This window comes from Kribbella caucasensis (assembly GCF_004361855.1).
Classification (GTDB): Bacteria; Actinomycetota; Actinomycetes; order Propionibacteriales; family Kribbellaceae; genus Kribbella; species Kribbella caucasensis.
Map to the genome: position 1 here is coordinate 77,495 of NZ_SNWQ01000024.1, position 21,308 is coordinate 98,802.

The window sequence follows — 21,308 nt, forward strand, 5'->3', positions numbered from 1 at the left end:
TCCAGCCCCCAGTATGAGGCTGCGCACATGGGCGTGCCGGTGCCGCGGGCCTAGGATGAGCGCATGGCCACCAGCTCATTGCGGGGCTGGCAGGGCGGGCTCCAGGAGGCTCTCGCGGCGCGCCTTGGTGAGGCGCGTGCCATGACGACAGTGGTTCGGTACGGCCGGGCGTTCCCCGAGGGGTTTCACGCAACGCACCCACCCGCGCTCGCCTGCGCCTGGGTGGCGGCGCTGGAGGAGTACTCCGGGGTCAACGAGCCGTTGTTGCGACTGGTGGTGCCGGATCAGCTGGCCGCCGAACAGCTTGACCTGGATCTGGACGACGGCACCCGGTTGGTGCTGTTCTGGCCGAGCCCGGCGCCGGCGTTGCTGGCGGACGTGTTCCCGGTGCTGGAGAACCTGGCCCTGCGGATCGCGGGGCACGAGGCATACGAGGTCCGCCCTGCCGGGCACGCAGCGGTCCGGGCCGAGCAGTTCACCCTGCTGCCGCGTGACGTGGCGGCGCTCAAGCTCGACCCAGCGGTCCGCAACGAAGTGGCGGACGCCTTTGCTGCGGTGTGGTCGGGGCTCGCCGAGAACGACGCCTTCAACCAGCTGGTTCTGCGGGCAGGGCTGTCCTGGCGCGAGGTGATGGTGTTGCGGGCCGGCTTCGCCTACCTCCGGCAGGCGGGCCTCGCCTTCAGCCAGAGCTACGTCGAGCGGACGCTTTTGACCCACAAGCGGGTGACCCGACTCCTGGTGGAACTCTTCCACGCCCGACTGGACCCGGCGTACGCCGGCAGCACCAGGGAGGCAGAGGCGCTGGCCGAGGTCGAGGGGGCGCTGGCGACGGTGGAGAACCTGTCGGAGGATCGGCTACTGCGCGCGCTGGTGGAGCTGGTCTGCGCGGTTCTCCGTACCAACTACTACCAGCGCAACGAAGGCGACGCTCCGAAGCCGTACCTCGTGCTCAAGCTGGACTCGACCGCCCTCTCGTTCCTGCCCGCGCCGAGGCCGATGGTGGAGACGTTCGTCTACTCCACGCGGATGGAGGGCCTCCACCTGCGCACGGCGACCGTGGCGCGGGGCGGGCTGCGCTGGTCGGACCGGACCGAGGACTATCGCACCGAGGTGCTGGGCCTGATGAAGGCGCAGCGGGTGAAGAACGCGGTGATCGTTCCGCACGGCGCGAAGGGCGCGTTCGTGCTCAAACGGCCGCCCGCCGCAACGCATGCCGAGACGATGCGACAGGAGGCGCGTTCGGCGTACGAGACGTTCGTCCGTGGGCTGCTCGATGTCACCGACAACCGCGTCGAAGGGACGGTGGTCCCGCCGCCGCAGGTGCGCTGCCGCGACGACGCCGACACGTATCTGGTGGTGGCCGCCGACAAGGGCACCGCGACGATGTCGGATTTCGCGAACGAGATCGCCGAGGAGTACGGGTACTGGCTGGGCGACGCGTTCGCCTCCGGCGGTGCGACCGGGTACGACCACAAAGCCCTCGGCGTGACAGCGCGAGGCGCGTGGGAGTCGCTCCGACGGCACCTCGGCGAGCTCGGGCTCGACCCGGCGAAGGACGAGATCACGGTGGTGGGCATCGGTGACATGTCCGGCGACGTGTTCGGCAACGCGATGCTCCTCTCGAACCGGATCCGGCTCAAGGCGGCGTTCGATCACCGGCATGTCTTCCTCGACCCCGATCCCGACCCTCATGCGTCGTACGCCGAACGGGAGCGACTGTTCCGGCTGCCCGGATCGTCCTGGGCCGACTACCGGCCCGAGCTGATCTCCGCAGGCGGCGGGGTGTTCTCACGGACAGCGAAATCCGTGCCCCTGTCGCCACAGATGTGCGCCCTCTTGGACCTGACAACGAACCACGTTCCGGCCGACGAACTGATCCGCGCGGTACTGCGGTCCCGCGTGGATCTGTTGTTCAACGGCGGCATCGGCAGTTACGTCAAAGCGTCGACGGAGTCGCATGCCGACGCCGGCGATCGCGCCAACGACACGGTCCGGGTGGACGCGCGCGAGCTGCGGGCCCGGGTGGTGGTCGAGGGTGGCAATCTCGGCGTGACCCAACGCGGCCGGGTGGAGTACGCCCTGGCCGGCGGGCTCATCAACACCGACTTCATCGACAACTCGGCCGGTGTCGACACCTCCGACCGCGAGGTCAATCTCAAGATCCTGCTCGACGCCGCGGTCAAGGGCAGACGGCTGTCCCGGGAGCGGCGCGACGAACTGCTCCGCCAGGTCGCACCACAGGTCGTCGAGCAGGTCCTCGCGAACAACGCCGCTCAAGCCCAGGCGATCAGTGTCAGCCACTCGCTCGGCGCGGCCTGGCTGGACAAGCAAGTGGAAGTCATCCGGTTCGCCGAGGAAGCCGGCGTGCTGGAGCGCGCGCTCGAGTCGCTGCCTGATGAAGAGGCGGTCGCCCAACGACAGGCGGCCGGCCTCGGACTCACCCGCCCCGAGATCGCCGTACTGCTTGCCGTCAGCAAGGACATGGTCACCGACTACCTGATCGGATCGGGAGTACCGGACGACGCGTACGTCGGCTCCGCGGCCCTTGCGCGGTACCTCCCGCGGACGCTGCGAGCCGAGTTCAACGATCTCCTGCCCCGGCATCCCCTGCACCGCGAGATCGCCAGCAGCATGCTCGCCAACGAGGTGTTCAACCGGATGGGCTCCGGGGCACTGCTGCGAGTTCAGGAGCTCACCGGCCGGGATCGGGAGGACCTCGTCCTCGTGTATGTCGCCGCGCGTGACGTGTTCGCCCTTCCGGCTGTCTGGGCGGAGATCGACCGCCTCGACGTCGCCCGGCACGCACGCCTGCAGACTCGGCTGCTGGGCGAGACCAGACGCATCGTCGAAAGCGCGTCCCGCTGGTTCCTGAGGCACGGGCACGCCGTGGACCCAGCGATCGAGGTGGCCCGCCTTCGCCCCGGTATCGACAAGCTGAGCGGCTGCCTCGACGAGTTGATGCCCCCGCTCACCCGGCGTCGGCTCGATGAGCGGATCGCCGAGCTGGTCGCGGACGGTACGCCGCCTGAGCTGGCCCGTGCCGTCTGCCTCCTGGAACCACTCACTCTGACCTTGGGCGTGGTGGAGGCCACTGAAGCCAGCGGCGCCGACCTGACCTTCCTGACCGGCATCTTCGCGCTGGTCGGCGAGGAACTCCAGATCGACTGGCTGCGCGAACAGGCCGCCGAACGGCCCACCGACGACCACTGGTCGATCCTGGCCAGGGTGGCCTTCGGCGACGACCTCGTCATCGAACAACAACGCCTGGCGCTCGCGATCCTCCGCGAAGTAGGCGCCGCCGAGTCACCAGAGGACGCGGTCGCGGCCTGGCTTCAGCCCCGTCAGCGGCGGATCGCGCTGCTGGAGCACACGTTGCAGCAGTTGCGCGCGGCGGCCGAGGTCGACGTCGCCATGCTCGCCGTCGCGCTCGAGGGTCTGCGCAGTCTTCAAGGCGCAGACCCCGGCGCGGGCGCCCGCTCCAGCTAACTCGTCGGCAGGCCTCGCTCGATTGCGGCGATGAGTTGGGGGCGTAGTTCCTCCGGGCGGATGACCGCGTCGACCGAACCGACCTGGACGGCGCGCTGGATGCTGTGCACCCGGTCGAACTCGGCCGCGACCTCGCCCAGCTTCTCGGCGCGGACAGCCGAGCGGACCTCGGTCAGCTCGGTCGCCAGCGCGGCCCGCTCGGCGCCGGCCGTCTCGGCCAGCTTGGCCACGATCGCGGCGACCCGCGGGTCGGCCGAGGTCCGGGCGTCCACCTCACCGGAGAACACCACGGCCGCCGCCGGCGCACCGCCGATCACCGAGGCGTACGACCCCTCGACCGCGAGCACGGTCATCCCCGGGTTCAGCGCCTTGGAGAACACGACGAACGCGCCACCGTGGTACCGCGACACCACACAGAACACGATCGGGCCCTTGAAGTTGACGATCGCGCGGCCGATCTCGGCGCCGTACTCGAGTTGCAGGTTGCGCATCGAGTCGGGTGAACCGTCGAACCCGGACAGGTTCGCGAGCACCACCAGCGGGCGGTTGCCGCTGGCCGTGTTGATCGCCCGGGCCGCCTTCTTGGACGAGCGCGGGAACAGCGTCCCGGCCGTGTACGTGTCCGGGCCGTCCGTGGGAGGGAATCCGCGCCGCGGTACCGGCTTCGACTCGATCCCGAGCAAGCAGACCGGCCAGCCACCCAGCCGGGCATCGGTGACGACCGCGGTCTCCGCGTCGGCCATCCCCGCCCAGCGCTCCAGCATCGGGTGATCGGAGTCGGCGACCGCGCGCATCAGGGTGCGGATGTCGAACGCCTTCTTGCGATCCGGGTTGGTCGCCGCCGAGAAGATCTCGCCGACGGTGCGGAACCCGCCGTCCGCCGGGTTGTGCGGGTACGACGTGACGTCGCGGTCATGCGGATCGCTTGTCGCGGCCCGCCTCGGACCGGACTCCCCCGGTACGACGTACGTGTGGTCGTAGTGCGCCATCAGCACGTCCCGCGCGCCGGCCAGGTCGGCCGCCCAGTACTGCGCTTGGCCGTTCGGACCCATCACCCGGTCGTAGCCGCCGATGCCGTGGTTGTCCTCGGCCGAGACGCCACCGGAGAAGTCCAGCGACTGCTTGCCGGTGAGCACCATCGCGGAGTCCGGCGTCATCACCAGGATCCCCTTGGTGTGCATCAGCATCGTCGCCTCGGCGTTCCAGTACGGTTGCGCCCCGACATTGATGCCGGCGACAACGACGTTGATCTCGCCGCCGTCCTGGGTGAACTCGACGATCCGCTTCAGCGCCTTCGCGACCCAGTCCATGTTCTCGGTACCGGAGTCCATCGAGATCCGGGCGCCCGCGGACACCGCGAACCACTCGACCGGGACGCGCATCTTCTCGGCCAGGTCCAGCGCCGCGATGATCCGGGCGCACTCGGCCTCCGACACCGCACCGAGCGCCTTGGTCGGGTCGCCGCTCAGCACCACCCGGGTGACGCCCTCGGGGTGCCGCCGGGTCGGCGTACTGATGACTCCGGCGATCAGGCCGGCCTTGTTCAGGCCGCGTGGCCGTTCGACGGGCACGAGTACGCCGGCGTCGTTCAGGTCGTGCTCGAAGTACGAACCGCCCGGACCGGCGACCATGCCGGCGACCTCGTACGGGTAAACCGTGTTCCGGCGGCGCGCGCGCAGCACCTTCTGGGCGTAGTCGTCGAGCGGTTTGAGCAGTTCGGTCGCTGGCCGCTCGACCGCCGCGACCACACCCGCGCCAGGCTGGTAGTGGAACCGGCCGACCACCGGGAACGGCGTACCGTTCGACCCGGTCACCCGGCCGGACACGACGACCTCCTCGATCCCGGCGCCCGCGGTCAGCGGCGCGATGTTGCGCTGCAACGCGGTCAGCTCGGCGACCTGCGCGTCCAGGACCGGCCAGATCGTCACCCAGACGTGGTTCATCTCCAGCCGGGCGCCGGCCGACCCGCGCGCGGTCCTGGCCCGGCGAATACCCTCCAGGCAGTTCGCGATCGCGCGCTCGACGTGCGGCAGCGAGGTCACCTTGCCCTCGTCGTCGCGGACCACCGCGAACTGCCGGACCTGCGCCAACGCCACCAGCCGCTCGTCCGCTTCGTTGTCACGGGCAACACAGTGGTACAGCAGCACGTCCTCGGGCGCGTCCAGCCGGGTGATCCGGAAGTCCCGCAGCCGCCAGAGGTTCAGCCGCCGGCCGACCATCGGGTGCACGCCGCGGACGTTGTCGTCCTCGACCACACCCTCGTGAGTCGGCCGGTAGGTGAAGTACGAGACCGGCTGATCGTTGCCGGGTGTAACGGCAATCGCGATCCGCCGTACCCGCTGCATGAAGGGAATGGATGCGACGACCGACTGCAGCCGCTCAGTCGACAGTGCCGCGGAGTCCGGCGCGTCTGGCCAACTCAGGTAGAGGTCGAGCACCGCCTCGTGGCCCGGCGGCCGCGCGTCCACCTCAGTGGCGAGATCGCTCACCAGGTCACTACCCGGATCGGCCAGCTCGGCGACCGTGCCGATCGTGGTGATCAGGCGCCTCGGACGCTCGTCGAGGGTGTAGTCGGCGGTGGTGAAGGCGCGGCCGTGGATCGTGGCGTTGCGCAGGTCGTGCAACTCGTGCTCGAGGTAGTGCCGGCGAACCAGCACCTCCAGCATCGGCTCGGTCTCGGCGATGCCGGCCTCGAGCCGCTCAGCCAGGAACCGCACGATCTGCTCGGGAATCGTGGCCAGCGCCTCGACCCGCTCGGCGTGGTCGGTAGCGGTCGGGTCTGCGGCCAGCGCGGCCAGTTCGTCGGCCACCCGGGCCAGTACCTCGGAGCGCGCCTGCTCGACCAACGGCTGGTCGAACCAGCGGAACCGAACACTCCGGGCCAGGTCGCCGATCACCGGGAACCGCAGCTGCGTGGCCAGCACCAGGTGGTCCAGCATCGCGTGTGCGTCCTCGTCCAACGGAGCGTCCGGCCGGGGTTCCGCAAGCCAGCGCTGCAGCAGCGAGGTCACCAGTACTACGTCGGGAGCAGTCCGCTGCTGAGCCAGGAAGATCCGGAACACCGCATCGACCAGCTCGTCGGTACGGTCCAGCTCGGCGACCCCGTAGTACCCGAGCACCCGGCGGAGCCGCTCGGTGAATCCCTCGGGCAGACCGGCCCGCTCACTGTCGAGGGTCTGCAGGTACTTGTGGAAGTGCTCCTTGGGGCTGTGCACCCGCAGCTCGGTGTTCAGCTCCTCGCCGGCCGGGCGGTTGCGGCTCAGGTCGGCGAAGTCGGCGAACAACCGCAGTACGACGATCTCCTCGGCGACCGGGGCCTGGTCCAGCTCGGCGCGAGCGGCCAGGTATCCGGTCAGGGTGCGGTCCTCGTCCCGCGGGTGGATGTCGAACCCGAGCAGCATGCTGCGGAGATCGTCGAGCCCACGGGCAGCGCGTTCGGAGGCAGTCGGGGCCGCATCCGGCTCGGGCAGGTCGAGCTCGACCCCCGCGGCGGCCTCGGTCTGCGTCGCCTCATCGTCGACCGGCTCCAACCGCAGCAGCGGCGCACCGGTCTCCACCTGGCTCCCGGTCGACACCGGCAGCTCGCGGACGATCGCCTTGAACGGCGCGTACAGCACCGTCTCCATCTTCATGCTCTCCAGCACGAGCACCGGATCGCCCGCCGCCACCTCCGCGCCGGCCTCGACCGGCGTCGCGACGACCAGCGCAGGCGACGGCGCCCGCAGTACGCCGCCCTCGTCCCGGCTGACCCGGTGGGTCACCCCGTCCACCTCGATCAGGTGCACCGGCCCGTGCGTCGCCATCACCAGCCGGAAACGCCGGCCCGAGACCACCAGCCGCGCGTCGTAGCCGCCGAGCCGCTCCAATTCGGCGTCCAGGAACTGCAGATCGCCGTTCGAGCCGACGCCGATCCGGTACCGGTGCGGGCCGATGCGGGCGACAGTCACCTGGTAGGTCGCTCCGCGCAGCTTGAGCGCGATGAGCCGGCCGACCTCGTGCTGCACCTGCGGCCGACCACCCCGAGCCGTCTCGAGCAACCGCTGCCGCTCGACCTGTTCGGCCTCCTGGTACGCCTCGATCGCCGCGGCGACCAGGGCGATCCCGGAATGCCGGTACGAGACCAGCCTGCCCTCGGCGCGGACCCGATCGATCCAGCCGGTGTCCGCACTTCCGTCGATCACCTCCGGCTGGTCGAGCAGATCCAGTACGAAGCTCTTGTTCGTCGTACCGCCTTCGAGCACGACCGTGGTGTCGGCGACCGCGCGACGCAACCGGCCGAGCGCCTCATCCCGGGTCCGCCCGTAGGCGATGATCTTGGCGATCATCGAGTCGAAGTCCGCGGGGATGCTGTCGCCCTCGCTGACCCCGGTGTCGACCCGGACGCCGGGACCGCTGGGAAAGTCCAGTCGCGCTATCCGGCCGGGGGCGGGGGCGAAGTCGCGGTCCGGGTCCTCCGCGTTCAGGCGGGCCTCGATCGCGTGCCCGATCTCCTGCGGCGGCGCGCCCTCGAGCCGGCCGCCGGCCGCGACGTGCAGCTGGGCCTTGACCAGGTCGACACCCGTGGTCACCTCGGTGATCGGATGCTCCACCTGCAGCCGGGTGTTCACCTCGAGGAACGCGAACAGCTTGTCCGCGGGGTGGTACAGGAACTCCACCGTGCCGGCGCCGCTGTAGCCCACCGCCAGTGCGAGCCGCTCGGCCGACGCCTTCAGCTCGGCGGCCTGCTCGGGTTCGAGGACCGGCGACGCGGACTCCTCGATCACCTTCTGGTTGCGCCGCTGCACCGAGCAGTCGCGCACGCCTAGCGCCCAGGCGGTTCCCTGCCCGTCGGCGATCACCTGTACTTCGACGTGCCGCGCGCCGGTGACCAGCCGTTCGAGGAACACCACACCGCTGCCGAACGCCCGCTCGGCCTCGTCCCGGGTGCGCTGGTACGCCTCGGCCAGCTCGTCGTCGCTCCCGATCACCCGGATGCCCCGGCCGCCACCGCCCGCGGTCGCCTTGAGCATCACCGGGTAGCCGATCTCACGCGCCTTGGCCTGCGCCTGCTCCAGCGTGTCCACAGGACCACGGCTCCACGGCGCGACTGGTACGCCGACCTCCTCGGCGATCACCTTCGAGCCGATCTTGTCGCCGAGTTTGCGCATCGCCTCCGGGCTCGGCCCGATGAACGTCACGCCGATCCGCTCACACAGCTCCGCGAACGCCGGATCCTCGGCGACGAACCCCCAGCCGACCCAGACCGCGTCCGCCTTCGTCTCGGTCAGCGCCCGCTCGAGCTTCGCGTGGTCCAGGTACGGCCGGTCGGCTGCCGGACCCAGCGGATAGGCCAGGTCGGCCTCCCGCACGAACGTCGCGGTGCGCTCCGCGTCCGTGTACAGCGCCACGGTCTCGACCCGGCTCCCCCGCTCCGCGTTGAGCTCACGGACCGCGTTGATCAGCCGCATGGCGGCCTCTCCCCGGTTGACGATAGCGATGCGTTCGAACACCGGGCGGGTCTCCTGTCGTCGGGGGGCTACTGCTAGGCCACACGATCCCAGGCCCCGGCCGTTACCGTCGAGTCGGGGGGCGGGGAAACCCTGATCACGCCATGGCCCGGATCGGTGCGACGCGCCGGCCGCGGATCACGAGCCAGAGCGCAAGCAGGAACTCACCGATGAAGGTGTACGTCGAGATCTCGCTCCAAGGACCCAGATCGGCCAGGTAACCAAGACCCGCGACGGCGAGCAGGACACCCAGAACCCTGGGGACGTATCCCGATCGGTACGCCAGATACCCGATGACCAGCAGGTGACAGCCGAACAGGCCAAGACCGAGGCCCCACAGATCGGTGAACGCGTCGATCTCCAATAGCACCTGTTCATCCGGGCCAGTGCCGAGCAGGCGAAGTGCTTCGAGAAGCCGGCCGAGGGCGACCAGGAAGACACCTGACATCGTCTTCAGCGAGATCGACCTGCCGTCGGTCGGCGGCGACTGGCGCTCGGAGCTGACCAAGCGGGCCGACTCCGCCCGTCGCGTGCTGGCCCGCCACCCCTGGGCGATCGGGCTGCTCGAAACCCGAACCAGCCCCGGCCCGGCGACCCTTCGACACCATGACGCGGTCCTCGGCACCTTGCGTACGGCGGGGTTCTCTGTGCAGCTGACCGCCCACGCCTACGCCCTGCTCGACAGCTACGTGTACGGGTTCGCACTGCAGGAGACCTCGCTCCCCTTCGACGGACCCGACACGGTCGCCGACGTCGCCGAACCGATGATGGCGCCGTTCTCCACCGGCGAGTACCCGTATCTCGTCGAGCTGGCCACGGAGCACGTCCTCCAGCCCGGCTACGACTTCGGCGACGAGTTCGAGTTCGGCCTCAACCTCATCCTCGATGCCCTTGCCAACGAAATCCCCGTTCAGCCAAGAGTCACCGAGCTGTGACCCTTTGGAGGGACTTGCGCCCTTAACCTGGAAAGGTGCGTCCAGCCCAGCAGGAGGGTGTTCGCAGTCGCGCTCGGTCGATGATCGTGTTCCTCGGCGTGAGCGTGATGGCGGGTGCGCTGGCGGCCGGGCTCGCGATTCCCCTGGCCGGCTTGGGCGGATTCGTCACCGAGAAGGCCGCGGTGACGGTCCAGAGCCTGCCGCAGGACCTGAAGACAGAACCGCTCGCGGTGCGGAGCAAGCTGGTCGCCGCGGACGGCACCTGGATCGCCACCCTGTACGAGCAGAACCGCGTCCCGGTGAAACTGGACCAGATCAGCCCGATCATGCGCCGGGCGATCGTCGCGATCGAGGACTCGCGCTACTACGAGCACGGCGCACTGGATGCCCAGGGCACCTTGCGCGCGCTGATCCGCAACCAGACCGTGGGGTCGGTCCAGCAGGGTGGTTCGAGCATCACCCAGCAGTACGTGAAGATGAGCCTGATCGAGAAGGCGCGGACCGCCGAGGAACGGCTCGCGGCGACGGAGGTGTCCTATCAGCGCAAACTGGCCGAGCTCCGGTACGCCATCGCCGTGGAGAAGGAGTTCTCCAAGGACGAGATCCTGGAGAAGTACCTGAACCTGGCGAACTTCGGCGACGGCGCGTGGGGCGTACAGGCCGCCGCCCAGCACTACTTCAAGACGACGGCGGCCAAGCTGACCCTGCCGCAGGCCGCGCTGCTGGCCGGCCTGGTGAAGAATCCGACCGGCTACGACCCGACGAACAACCTGAAGCGGGCCAAGGACCGCCGGGACCTGGTGCTCCGCCGGATGCGGGAACTCAGCCTGATCACGACCAAGCAGGCCGCCGACGCGATCAAGACGCCGGTGATCGACCGGACGAAGATGCAGAAGGTCCCGAACGGCTGCGCCAACTCGCGCTACCCGTTCTACTGCGAGTACGTCGTTTCCAAGCTGCTGGACAACCCGGCCCTGGGCAAGACCCCCAAGGAGCGGGACCACTACCTGAAGACCGGCGGCCTGACGGTGCAGACCTCGATCGACCCGCGGATCCAGGCCGCCGCGCAGGCGTCGATCAACGAGCACAGCAGGTTCACGGACACCGCCAGCGCCGCCATCACGGTCGTCGAGCCCGGTACCGGCCTGGTGAAGGCGATGGTGCAGAGCAAACCGTATGGCGCCGGCAGGAACCACACGTACTACAACCACAACGTCGAGAAGTCGTACGCCGGCGGGTACGGCGGATTCCAGAACGGCTCGACGATGAAGGCCTTCGTCCTCGCGGCCGCGATCCAGAAGGGCCTGCCACTGAACTACCGGATCAACTCACCCCAGCAGATCGACCTGAGCGGGAAGAAGTTCAGGACCTGCACGGGCTGGACCCGGGACCCGGACTACCGCCCGCAGAACTCGACCCGGGGTGGCAACCTGACCATGATCGACGCGGCCCGGTACTCGACCAACACCTATTTCCTCCAGCTCTCCCAGCGAACCGGTCTCTGCGCGCCGGCCACGATCGCAGCCAAGCTGGGCATGTACAACGCACAGGCAATCGCGCCGCTCGACCAGGTCGTGTCGTTCACTCTTGGCGTCGGCTACGTGACGCCATTGATGCTGTCGAACGCGTACGCGACCTTCGCGGCTCGCGGCAAGTACTGCCGGCCCACCGTCGTCACCGCAGTACAGGACAAGTCACGCAAGCCGATCAAGACGCCGGGCATCGGGTGCAAGCAGGCCCTCGCGCCGGAGGTGGCCGACGGAGTCAACCGCGTCCTCAGCGCCGTGATGGAACCCGGCGGCACCGGCGGACGACTCAACTTCGGCAACTGGGACCTGGCCGGCAAGACCGGAACCATCCAGGACAACCGTGCCGTCTGGTACGCCGGCTACACCCCGAACCTGGCGGCGGCCGCCGTGGTCGCCGACGCGAACCTGCCGTACACGAACCTCATGTACGGCCACACCCTCGACGGCCAGGACATTTCGGATCCGACCGGCTCGGGCACCGCCGGGCCGCTGTGGCAGACCGCGATGCGGAACGCCCTGAAGGGAATGCCGCTGCGGCGGTTCGTCCCGCCGACCACCAAGATCACGCGTGGCGACGTCAAGAACCTTCCGCCCGTGAGCGGCCTGAGCCCAGAGGACGCGGCCAACTCCCTACGGCAGGCAGGATTCGAGGTCACCGTGGCCGACAAGCGGGTGAGGTCATCCGAAGCTACCGGCACAGTCGCCTACACCGATCCCCGAACCAACGAGGGCGCCCCGCAAGGCTCACTGATCACCCTCTACCTCTCCAGGGGCTCGAACTAAGCAGCATGTTGTTTGACCTGACTTTGTTTCCGATTGTGCGGAGCGGCCCCCGGCCATTGACTCGATCCGGCGCCGTGGCTAGCCTCCAAAATGGGGGAATTGCCATTTCTTTGGGGGGAGCATTGTCATGCCACCGGCAACGAAGAAAACCAGCAAGAAAGCCACCGCCAAGCGCACTCGGAGCGGTGCGCCCGGAGCGGCCGAGAAGATCGCGAAGGACGCCGAAGGATTGCCCCGGCTGATCTACGCGCAGGCATCGCCGGTCTCCGTCGGTGGCCGCTCGATGTTCGAAATGGGGTCGGTCACTGCCGACACCGCGACCGCGGTGATGTCCGAGCCTGAGGTGGTGATCGCCGCGGCGAGCCGGCTGCAGACAGCCGGCTTCCAGATCCTGCAGATGTCCTCGACCACGATCAACATCGCCGGTCCCGCGGATCTCTTCCGCAGCGCCTTCGAATGCAACCTGGTCAGTGAGGATCGGCCGGTCATCAAGGAGCAGGCTCGCGAGGACGTCGCCCAGTTCGTCGAGTGTCCCGACACCGACCTGCCCGGACTCATCGACACGGCCGGAACCGCCTTCGCGGAGCTGATCGAAGGTGTGGCCCTCGAGGAGCCCCGGTACTTCATGGCCGCGAACCAGTTCCCGCCTCCGGTCAAGTACTGGCATCTGGACGTTCCCGGCGACGTGTCACTCGGCTGCAACGCCGACAAGGCCCATCGCGGTGGTTCCACCGGCCGCGGCATCAAGGTGGTGATGTGCGACAGCGGGCATTTCGCCCATCCGTACTTCGGTGCGCGCGGCTACCGGGTCGGTCCGGTCGTCCTCGGACCTGGCGCGGCGAATCCGGCGGCTGACGAGAGCGGGCACGGTACCGCCGAATCGGCGAACATTTTCGCGGTCGCCCCGGACGTCGATTTCACGATGGTGAAGATGAGCTTCGTCAACTCGATCGGCTCTTTCAACGCCGCCGTCGCCTTGGCCCCGCACGTCATTTCCTGTTCCTGGGGTTCGAGCAAGCGGAATCCGCCGCTCAGTGCGGCCGACAACGCCCTTGCCGCCTCGATCGCGGCGGCCGTCGCAGGCGGAATTGTGGTGGTCTTCTCGGCCGGCAACGGGCACTTCGGATTCCCTGGCCAGCATCCGGATGTGATTTCGGCCGGCGGTGTCTTCCTGGAATCCGATGGCGCGATGCAGGCCTCCGACTACTCCAGCGGGTTCGCCAGTGCGATCTACATCGGGCGTAATGTGCCGGACCTCTCCGGTCTCGTCGGTATGCGGCCACGCGCGGCGTACATCATGCTGCCTGTGGAACCCGGCGACCAGATCGATGTCGGCCTCGGCAACGGCCAGGCGCACCCCGACGGCGACGAGACTGCCGCCAACGATGGCTGGGCTGCGATCAGTGGGACTTCGGCGGCCGCGCCCCAACTCGCCGGGGCGGCAGCCCTTGTCCGGCAGGCCTGCCCGCGGCTCACCCCCGCTGAGGTTCGCGATGTGCTCATGTCCTCGGCGCGTGACGTCACGGCCGGTACCTGCTTCGTCCAGCCAGACATGGGCCATGCCGCCGTTGCCGGCCCAGACCTGGCAACTGGGGCCGGCCTGATGGATGTGGCCCGGGCAGTGATGTTCGCGAAGCTGCGCTGCATTCGCCAGCCGATCACCCCGATCACCCCGATCTCTCCGATCACCCCGGTCCGGCCCGTCACTCCGGTGACGCCGATCGTGCCGATCAGCCCGGTTCTTCCGATCACCCCGATCAGGCCGGTCACCCCGATCACGCCCATCACCCCGGTACTGCCGATCACCCCGATCCGGCCGGCGCCGATCACGCCCGCCGGCCAGGTCGCTGAGCCGCCACAGGCCGAAGGGCTACCGCTCACCGACGACGATGTGGCCGCGCTGGAGCAGATCATCCGCACCACGGGCGACGACCTCGACCTGTGACCCCGACGGCGGGCAGGCCGATGCGAACCCTGTTGGTGAGCATGCCCTGGCATGCACTCGACCGTCCCTCGCTCGGGCTGAGTCTGCTCAAGGCCGGGCTCGAGCGAGGTGGCCACCGGTGCGAGGTGCGCTATCTCGGCTTCGACTTCGCGGACGCCATCGGGCTGGACGACTACCTGTGGGTGCACGGCGAGCTGCCGTACGTGGCCTTTGCCGGCGACTGGCTGTTCACTGAGTCCTTGTACGGCGCCCGCCCGGCACTCGACCACGAGTACCTACGGACCGTCCTGCGCAAAGAGTGGCAGCGTCCCGAGGCCGACATCGAGCGGTTGCTGCGGATCCGGCACCGGGTCGAGCCGTTCCTCGCGCACTGCGCAACGCTGCCCTGGGGTGAGTACGACCTCGTCGGCTTCACCTCGACGTTCGAGCAGAACCTCGCCTCGCTGAGCCTGGCCCAGCGGGTCAAACGGGATCACCCGGAGGTTCTGATCGCGTTCGGTGGTGCGAACTGGGAGGCCGAGATGGGCCAGGCCCTGCACCGCCGTTTCGGATTCGTCGATCTGGTGGCCAGCGGCGAGGCGGACGTCTCCTTCCCGGCGCTGGTCGACGCGCTGGCGGATGGGCGAGATCCGCAGGACGTACCGGGCCTGGTCGTGCGCGACGCGAACGGGTCCACCGTCCCCACCGCGGAGCAAGCGATGGTGGGTGATCTCGACGCACTCCCCGTTCCTCACTACGCCGACTATCTCGACCAGTTGCAGGCAAGCCCTTCCTCGATCGACGTGCTGCCGACTCTGTTGCTCGAGTCTTCCCGGGGCTGCTGGTGGGGAGCCAAGCACCACTGCACGTTCTGCGGGCTGAATGGTGGCTCGATGGCTTACCGCAGCAAGTCTGCGGACCGGGTGCTGATGGAGATCGAGTCTCTTCGCGCCCAGGGGGCCGGGGCGGTCGCGGTGGTGGACAACATCTTGGACATGCACTACTTCCGAACCGTGCTGCCGGCGCTGGCCGAGCGCGGTATGCCACTCGACCTCTTCTATGAGGTGAAAGCGAATCTGACCCGCGAGCAGATCCAGCTCCTCGCCCGGGCGGGCGTCCGGCACATCCAGCCCGGGATCGAGAGCCTCAGCGACGCCGTACTGGGGCTGATGCGCAAAGGTACGACCGCACTGCAGAACATCCAGCTGCTCAAGTGGTGCGCCGAGTACGGCGTGGTGCCGGAGTGGAACTTCCTGTACGGCTTCCCCGGAGAGGACCCGGCTGAGTACGCGCGAATGGCCGAGCTGGTCGACTCGATCCGGCATCTGCCGCCACCGACCGGCCACGGGCCACTGCGGCTGGACAGGTTCAGCCCGTACCACGAAGACCCGGCCGGTTTCGGCATTACCGACGTCCGCCCGTTCGCACCGTACAAGTACCTCTACCAGGTCGACCCGGACCAGCTGATGCAGATCGCCTACTACTTCGAATTCGGCTACGCCGATCGACGCAGCCTCGACTACGTGGCACCAGTGCTTCAGCGGATCGGTGCCTGGTCGGAAGCAGGCCTTGGAGAATCGCTGACGGTAAGTCGGCAACAGGACGGCTCGGCCGTCGTACTCGACAGCCGGGGCGGGTCGGTACGCGGGCATTCGCTCGAGCCCTGGCAGGCCGACCTGCTCGACAGCATGGACGCCGTGACGTCGGAGAAGGCGGTGTTCCGGCACGCCGCAGCCGCCGGAATAGCCGAGGACCAAGCGGCTGGATTCCTGGCAGCCTGCCACGAGTTGCGCATTGCGTTGCAGGTCGGCGACCGTTGGCTCGGACTCCCGGTGCACAATCCGCCCAGGTGGGATGATCTGTCTGTACCGCGTCGCCGCCTGGAGATGACCCGATGACCGAGGAACAGCAGTCCGCGCAGGTCGTGCTCCGCCACGGCCCGTCGGTTGGGACTGATGAGGTGCGGGCCGCCGAGGCCCCGCCGCCGGCCGAGGTCGCGGACCAGGTGGCGAGCTGGTTTCAGGCGAAGGGCTTCGACACCGGCCCGATCGTCGGGATCTCATTCGCCATCAGCGGTCCCGCGTCGCTGTTCGAGCTGGTCTTCGGCACCACGCCGGCGTTGGGGAGGTCATTGGAGCTGCCGCTGACCACCCTTGCCGACGACGTGGTCGAGCACGTGGACGCCGTCATCGTCCCACCCCCGCCGGACTTCGGGCCTGGTAACCCGTGACAGCACTCGACACCGCCGAGCTGGATCAGAGGAGGCGGTTGTCCCGCGTACGCGAACGATTGGCCACCAGCAGACTTGTGCGCGGAGGAGGTCTGCTCCGGTTGCGGATGCTCGATGGCGGCCAATTGGGCGGGCTTGTCGCGGACGCCCTTGCGTCGCATGCGAACGCCACCGAGTCGAGGGTGCAGTCCTCGGAGTCACGAGGTCGTGGCGACCCGGACCGATGGCTCGAGTCCGCACCCGGTGGTCAGGTGCTGAATGACTTCGTCAGCTCGGTCGACATGGCCGGCGCACTCCACGCGCTGACCGGAGTGGACTGGACGCCGGCAGGTCCGGGTAGTTGGTCCTACTACCGATCCGAGGGGCATCATCTCGGAATCCACCGTGACGTCGCCGTTTGCGACCTCGCGGTGATCACCTGCGTGTTGGACGAAGGTCGCAGTGGTATGTCGGGGCTGCTCCGGGTGTGGCCGACAAGGAGCCGCGCGACACCGGACGAGCTGAGGCGGTCAGCGCACGGTCATGTCGACCTCCATGTCTCGGCCGGCGACACAGTGGTGCTCCTTGGCGGCCTGCTACCGCACTGCGTGTTGCCGTTGACCGTCGGCCACCTTCGCATCGTGGCGCCAATCTGCTACCAGCCTCGAGCTCTGGCGACCGAGAGCAGGGCGCTCAGTCGGTGAAGGTGAACCTGGTCGCGTCCTTGGGGAACGACGACCAGGCGATCACCCGTCGTGGGTGCAGCACCCCCGGCTCGGAGTACGAGCTTGCGTCGTACTGCATCCCGTACTCGGCGTACTTCTCGTTCGCGTGATCGGCCAGCCGCTGCGCCAGCTCCGGCGACGGCTTGGTCACGCGGACCTCGCCCTCGACCACCACGACCTTCCACGGATCGGGAAGGTGGACCGTCACGTGTGGATCCGCCCGAACCATCCGCACGTGGACGGTCTCCGGGCTGCCGCCGTAGTACAGCAGGTCGTCGATCCACAAGCCGTCCACCGGCACCAGGTGGGGACTGCCGTTCGCCCGGTTCGTCGCCAGCCAGTACTGCTTGGCCTCCGTCAGCTGGGCGCGCACGCTCTCCCAGCTCAGTGTCTTCGTCGTCCGCCCGTACCCCTCAGGCAGCACCAGCTTCTCCTTGGTCGGCATGGCGGCCACCTCCTCGTCGTCGATCTTCCAGGAGTACAGCAGGTGCCACCGACAGGGAATCGGAGGTGGCTCGTTCGCGACGGGCCAGGAAGATGAGCGGCAGGGCGAGGAGCTGAAGGCCGGCGCTGATGAGATAGGCGGGACCGTAGCTCCAGGCGTCGGCGGCCTTGCCCAGCGCGGGCTGGATGACCACGCCACCGGCGGAGCCGAGCAGGCTGTCCGACGACAGCACCGTCGCGCGCTGCGCCGACGGAATCAGACCGTTGATGAGCGCCTGCCTGACCGGCATGGCGGCCGCGAACATGACTCCCCAGACCGCCAGGGCCGCGAGCGCCATCCAGAAGCTTGCCACCAGGCCCATCACCAGCAAGGCCACTGCGCTGACGCCCGAGGTGATGAGCAGCACCGAGGTTCGCCGCCGGAACGCCCTGGCCACGACCGAGGCCGAAGCGCCACCGGCGATCTGCGCGCCTGCGACCAACCCTGCCGACAACCCGGCGATCGCATAGGAATCGCTACTGCCGTAGAGCTGGAGCAGGTAGGGCTGGGCAGCGTAGAAGCCGTAAACGCTGATACCTGCGCCGACGGGAGCAGCGAGCATCAACCAGCGCACCGGCGGATTGAGCAGCCCGTGATCCAGCGAGGCGCGCAGGATGCCGCGCATCTCCGAAGTGATCGACACCCGCGGTTTCGGCGCGAAACCGACGTCACGCATCGACCGCCAGGCGACCACGAAGGTGAGGCCGAGCAGCACCGCCCTGACGAGGTACGGAACACCGAGGTTCGTCCACTGGGCCAGCAGACCGCCACCGATCGAGCCGCCCAGCATCGCGATCCCGTTCGCGATCTGGCCCTTCGCGAACGCCGCCTCCAGCGAGCCGCGATACCCGGTGGCGTTCAGGCCGTCCACCAGCCACGCCTCGGTGGCGCCGCTGAAGAAGGTGAAGCCCAGGCCGAGCAGGATCGACGCCCCCGCCCAGGCCGCGAACGGAGCACTTGTCTGCCACAGCAACAAATAGAGCAGGGTGGACCCGACCAGGGTGGCCGCGCCGAGCAGGTACGACATACGCCGGCCGACCGTATCGGCGACCACACCCGTCGGCACCTCGAACAGCACCATGCCCACGGTGAAGAACGCGTTCGCGGCAAAGGCCTCACCGATGCTCAGCTCGGCGTCGAGCAGGAACAACGTGTTGATGCCCCAGATCATCGACGACGCACTCGTCGACACCGCGACAAGGTGATGTACGTCCGTAGTACCTGATCCGAAGCCGACCTCATCGGGCCACCTCTTCCGTAGCATCCGCAGCACGTTCTTCCGCGCTGTCAATTGCTACGTCGGAGCCGCCCCGCTACTTCTCGACGTCACCCTTCAGGCGGGCTGCCTCCTTGCGGACCTCGGCCTGGGTGGCGCGCTCCCGTTCCAGCCACTCGGGGTTGTCGGCCTTCAGCGCATCGATCTCATCCGTGGTCAGCGGATCGGTGATTCCGCCGCGGGCAAGACCGCTGATGGAGATCCCCAGCCTCGCCGCGACGACCGGGCGCGGATGCGGGCCGGTACGGCGCAGCTCCTGCAGCCACTCGGGCGGATCGGTCTGAAGGGCGTTCAACTCGTCGCGCGAGACGAGGCCCTCCCGGAACTCCGCGGGAGTGGCTTCGAGGTACACGCCCAGCTTCTTCGCCGCTGTCGCGGGCTTCATCGTCTGGGGAGTCTTTTGCGACGTCATGACCGAAGGGTATCGAGCGGCCCCGTAACCTGGCCCGGTGACCGCATCCTTCCGGCTCGGGTACGTCCCCGGGGTGACGCCCGCCAAGTGGGTGCGGATCTGGAGCGAGCGGCTGCCCCGAGTCCCGTTGGACCTCGTCCAGGTGGCAGCCGCCGAAGCCGCCGACCTGGTGCGCGACGGAGGCGTCGACGCGGTGCTGCTGCGGTTGCCGATCGACCGGACGGGTCTGAATGCGATACCCCTGTACGCCGAGACGACGGTGGTCGTAGTACCGAAGGACCATGTGGTGACCGCGGTGGAAGAGGTGACCATCGAGGACCTGGCCGACGAGCTCATGCTGCATCCCCTGGACGACACCCTCGACTGGCAGGGTCCGCCCGGGCGCCTGGTGGATCAGCGTCCGGCTACGACAGCGGATGCCATCGAACTCGTCGCGGCGGGGACCGGGCTTCTCGTAGTACCGCAGTCGTTAGCTCGTCTGTATCACCGCAAGGACCTCACCTATCGACCGCTCGTGGACGCCCCGGAATCGCGCGTCGCGTTGTCGTGGCCGGAGGGCGAGCCGACCGAATTGATGGAGCAGTTCATCGGCATCGTCCGCGGCCGGACCGTCAACAGCACCCGGGGACCCGCACCGGCCAAGGCTCCCGTGAAGACGCCCGCCAAGAGCCAGGGCGGCGGCAAACGCGGGAAGCCTCGGCGCCGGTCATAGCTGTCGGCGAGCAGACGGTTCGCGTCAGGCGTTGACCAGGCGTGCGCTAGACGAGATCCTCAACTCACATCGCGCTCCCGGGGGGATGAGATGGGGCAACGCAGCCCTTTGGTCACGCTTGCGGCAGCAGCCGCAGGCTTCGTTGTCCTGCTCGTCGTCAACAGCACCCAGAACACCGCCAGTACTGCGCCGCCGGCAGCGGGCGAGGCGACCACGGCACCCGCTTCAACCGCACCCGCCACGACCGCACCCGCCACTCCCCCGCCGTCGTCACCGCCAACAAGCGCTGCCACCACTCCGACGGCCACGGCCACGAATGAGGTAGCCGCCGTCTACGCCGGCCGCACCGACGGCCGTGAGGCGACGCTGGCGGTCGCGGTGAAGGGCGGCCGGGCCGTCGCCTACGTGTGCGACGGCCGCCGGGTAGAGGCCTGGCTGACTGGAACCTACGTCTCCGGCCGACTCGCTTTGCGATCCCGCGCAGGCGACGTACTCACCGGCAATCTCGCCGGTGACGCCGTCTCCGGCACGGTCACAGTGCGCGGTCGCGACCTGGATTTCGCGATCGACAAGGCAGATCCACCGGCCGGCCTCTACCGGGCGAAGACCACCAGCAGCAGCGTCATCGGCTGGATCGTCCTGCCCGACGGCACCCAGGTCGGCATCGAGAACGACGGCACCCCAGGCCCGGCACCGCAGCTCGACCCAGCCAGTGGCAGTGCGACCGTCGGCGGCACCACGGTCACGGCCGACTCGATCGCCGGCGACGAGACGTTCTGAGGAGAAGCATGACGATCGCACCCGTCCAAACCGCAGGCCGGATCGCGATTCCACTGTCGGTGGGTGCCGCGGTCGCCGTCGCACTCGGTGTCTACGGCCGCGTCCACGAGCCGACCGGCGTCGCCGTGAACGTCGCCGGCTTCTCGAGCCCCCAGTCCGTCAAAGCCTGGCTGGCCACACTCGCCCTCGTACTCGCGGTGGTGCAACTCGTCTCCGCACTGGCCCTGTTCGGCCACCTACGACCGCTGTCCGGGCAACCCTGGATCGGCCCCCTGCACCGCTGGTCCGGACGAGCCGCCGTCGCGGTGACGCTCCCCGTCGTCGCACACTGCCTGTACGCGCTGGGATTCCAGTACGACGAGCCGCGGGTACTGATCCACTCGTTGCTCGGCTGCCTCTTCTACGGCGCGTTCGCCACCAAGATGCTGACCCTCAGCCGGCCCGACGCGCCATCCTGGCTGTTACCGCTGATCGGCGGAGCCGTGTTCGCCGGCCTGGTCGGCTTGTGGCTCACGTCGTCGCTATGGTTCTTCACCACCTTCGGAATCACCCGTTGAAAAGGACAGC

The 21,308-nt window shown here is 68.6% G+C and carries 15 protein-coding genes; 10 read left to right on the top strand and 5 right to left on the bottom strand.

The window, feature by feature from the left end; all coding sequences use genetic code 11:
* Positions 1–63 precede the first annotated feature (63 nt).
* On the top strand, positions 64–3,486 hold the full coding sequence (locus EV643_RS35755; RefSeq protein WP_133804637.1) for an NAD-glutamate dehydrogenase domain-containing protein: 3,423 nt from the start codon (positions 64–66) through the stop codon (positions 3,484–3,486).
* On the opposite strand, the gene EV643_RS35760 is transcribed toward EV643_RS35755, so the two are convergent.
* Both EV643_RS35760 and EV643_RS35765 read right to left on the bottom strand, forming a co-directional pair.
* Positions 3,483–8,975: an ATP-binding protein gene (locus EV643_RS35760; protein ID WP_133804638.1), complete on the bottom strand. Its 5,493-nt coding sequence runs from the start codon at positions 8,973–8,975 to the stop codon at positions 3,483–3,485. The two genes, EV643_RS35755 and EV643_RS35760, sit on opposite strands and share 4 nt — an antisense overlap.
* 94 nt (positions 8,976–9,069) lie before the next feature.
* Positions 9,070–9,480: a DUF4386 family protein gene (locus EV643_RS35765; RefSeq protein WP_238166036.1), complete on the bottom strand. Its 411-nt coding sequence runs from the start codon at positions 9,478–9,480 to the stop codon at positions 9,070–9,072.
* A gap of 22 nt (positions 9,481–9,502) precedes the next feature.
* On the opposite strand from EV643_RS35765, the gene EV643_RS35770 reads away from it, so the two are divergent.
* The 6 genes from EV643_RS35770 (at position 9,503) to EV643_RS35795 (ending at position 17,056) form a co-directional block, all read left to right on the top strand.
* Positions 9,503–9,907, top strand: coding sequence for a TetR/AcrR family transcriptional regulator C-terminal domain-containing protein (locus tag EV643_RS35770; RefSeq protein WP_238166037.1), 405 nt, complete (start codon positions 9,503–9,505; stop codon positions 9,905–9,907).
* Positions 9,908–9,942: 35 nt separating this feature from the next.
* Positions 9,943–12,219 carry a penicillin-binding protein gene (locus EV643_RS35775; RefSeq protein ID WP_238166038.1) on the top strand — a complete coding sequence of 759 codons (2,277 nt, stop codon included), beginning with the start codon at positions 9,943–9,945 and terminating at the stop codon, positions 12,217–12,219.
* A gap of 127 nt (positions 12,220–12,346) precedes the next feature.
* Positions 12,347–14,164: a S8 family serine peptidase gene (locus EV643_RS46775; protein ID WP_133804641.1), complete on the top strand. Its 1,818-nt coding sequence runs from the start codon at positions 12,347–12,349 to the stop codon at positions 14,162–14,164.
* Positions 14,165–14,184: 20 nt separating this feature from the next.
* Entirely contained in the window at positions 14,185–16,041 is a 1,857-nt protein-coding gene (locus tag EV643_RS35785; RefSeq protein WP_133804642.1) for a RiPP maturation radical SAM C-methyltransferase, read from the top strand.
* Positions 16,038–16,373, top strand: coding sequence for a hypothetical protein (locus EV643_RS35790; RefSeq protein WP_133804643.1), 336 nt, complete (start codon positions 16,038–16,040; stop codon positions 16,371–16,373). Before EV643_RS35785 ends, EV643_RS35790 begins: the two co-directional genes overlap by 4 nt.
* Positions 16,370–17,056 (top strand): hypothetical protein, encoded by a 687-nt coding sequence (locus EV643_RS35795; protein ID WP_133804644.1) that lies wholly within the window; start codon positions 16,370–16,372, stop codon positions 17,054–17,056. Before EV643_RS35790 ends, EV643_RS35795 begins: the two co-directional genes overlap by 4 nt.
* Here EV643_RS35795 and EV643_RS35800 read toward each other — a convergent pair.
* From EV643_RS35800 to EV643_RS35810, 3 genes are read right to left on the bottom strand one after another with little or no spacing between them, the layout of a single operon-like run.
* On the bottom strand, positions 17,046–17,522 hold the full coding sequence (locus tag EV643_RS35800) for a pyridoxamine 5'-phosphate oxidase family protein (RefSeq protein ID WP_133804645.1): 477 nt from the start codon (positions 17,520–17,522) through the stop codon (positions 17,046–17,048). The genes EV643_RS35795 and EV643_RS35800 overlap by 11 nt on opposite strands.
* The gene (locus EV643_RS35805) at positions 17,491–18,825 is read right to left on the bottom strand and encodes an MFS transporter (RefSeq protein ID WP_133804646.1); all 1,335 of its coding nucleotides are present in this window, start codon (positions 18,823–18,825) and stop codon (positions 17,491–17,493) included. The genes EV643_RS35800 and EV643_RS35805 overlap by 32 nt, the downstream gene beginning before the upstream one ends.
* Before the next feature lie 49 nt (positions 18,826–18,874).
* A complete protein-coding gene (locus tag EV643_RS35810) occupies positions 18,875–19,249 on the bottom strand; it encodes a DUF5997 family protein (protein WP_133804647.1) in 375 nt (124 codons plus the stop codon).
* Positions 19,250–19,286: 37 nt separating this feature from the next.
* Here EV643_RS35810 and EV643_RS35815 point away from each other — a divergent pair, with 37 nt between their 5' ends.
* The 3 genes from EV643_RS35815 to EV643_RS35825 all read left to right on the top strand — a co-directional run bounded on the left by EV643_RS35815 (position 19,287) and on the right by EV643_RS35825 (position 21,298).
* On the top strand, positions 19,287–19,961 hold the full coding sequence (locus EV643_RS35815; RefSeq protein WP_133804648.1) for a LysR substrate-binding domain-containing protein: 675 nt from the start codon (positions 19,287–19,289) through the stop codon (positions 19,959–19,961).
* 90 nt (positions 19,962–20,051) lie between these two features.
* Positions 20,052–20,741 (top strand): hypothetical protein, encoded by a 690-nt coding sequence (locus EV643_RS35820; protein ID WP_133804649.1) that lies wholly within the window; start codon positions 20,052–20,054, stop codon positions 20,739–20,741.
* Between the two features lie 8 nt (positions 20,742–20,749).
* The gene (locus tag EV643_RS35825; protein ID WP_133804650.1) at positions 20,750–21,298 is read left to right on the top strand and encodes a DUF6529 family protein; all 549 of its coding nucleotides are present in this window, start codon (positions 20,750–20,752) and stop codon (positions 21,296–21,298) included.
* The last annotated feature ends 10 nt before the right edge of the window (positions 21,299–21,308 follow it).

What these genes read in the sequence shown, in the direction of transcription:
- EV643_RS35825 (WP_133804650.1), top strand. Translation starts at nt 20,750, where the DNA reads ATGACGATCGCACCCGTCCAAACCGCAGGCCGGATCGCGATTCCACTG.
- EV643_RS46775 (WP_133804641.1), top strand. Translation starts at nt 12,347, where the DNA reads ATGCCACCGGCAACGAAGAAAACCAGCAAGAAAGCCACCGCCAAGCGC.
- EV643_RS35785 (WP_133804642.1), top strand. Translation starts at nt 14,185, where the DNA reads ATGCGAACCCTGTTGGTGAGCATGCCCTGGCATGCACTCGACCGTCCC.
- EV643_RS35790 (WP_133804643.1), top strand. Translation starts at nt 16,038, where the DNA reads ATGACCGAGGAACAGCAGTCCGCGCAGGTCGTGCTCCGCCACGGCCCG.
- EV643_RS35800 (WP_133804645.1), bottom strand. Translation starts at nt 17,522, where the DNA reads ATGCCGACCAAGGAGAAGCTGGTGCTGCCTGAGGGGTACGGGCGGACG.
- EV643_RS35810 (WP_133804647.1), bottom strand. Translation starts at nt 19,249, where the DNA reads ATGACGTCGCAAAAGACTCCCCAGACGATGAAGCCCGCGACAGCGGCG.
- EV643_RS35820 (WP_133804649.1), top strand. Translation starts at nt 20,052, where the DNA reads ATGGGGCAACGCAGCCCTTTGGTCACGCTTGCGGCAGCAGCCGCAGGC.
- EV643_RS35755 (WP_133804637.1), top strand. Translation starts at nt 64, where the DNA reads ATGGCCACCAGCTCATTGCGGGGCTGGCAGGGCGGGCTCCAGGAGGCT.
- EV643_RS35805 (WP_133804646.1), bottom strand. Translation starts at nt 18,825, where the DNA reads ATGCTACGGAAGAGGTGGCCCGATGAGGTCGGCTTCGGATCAGGTACT.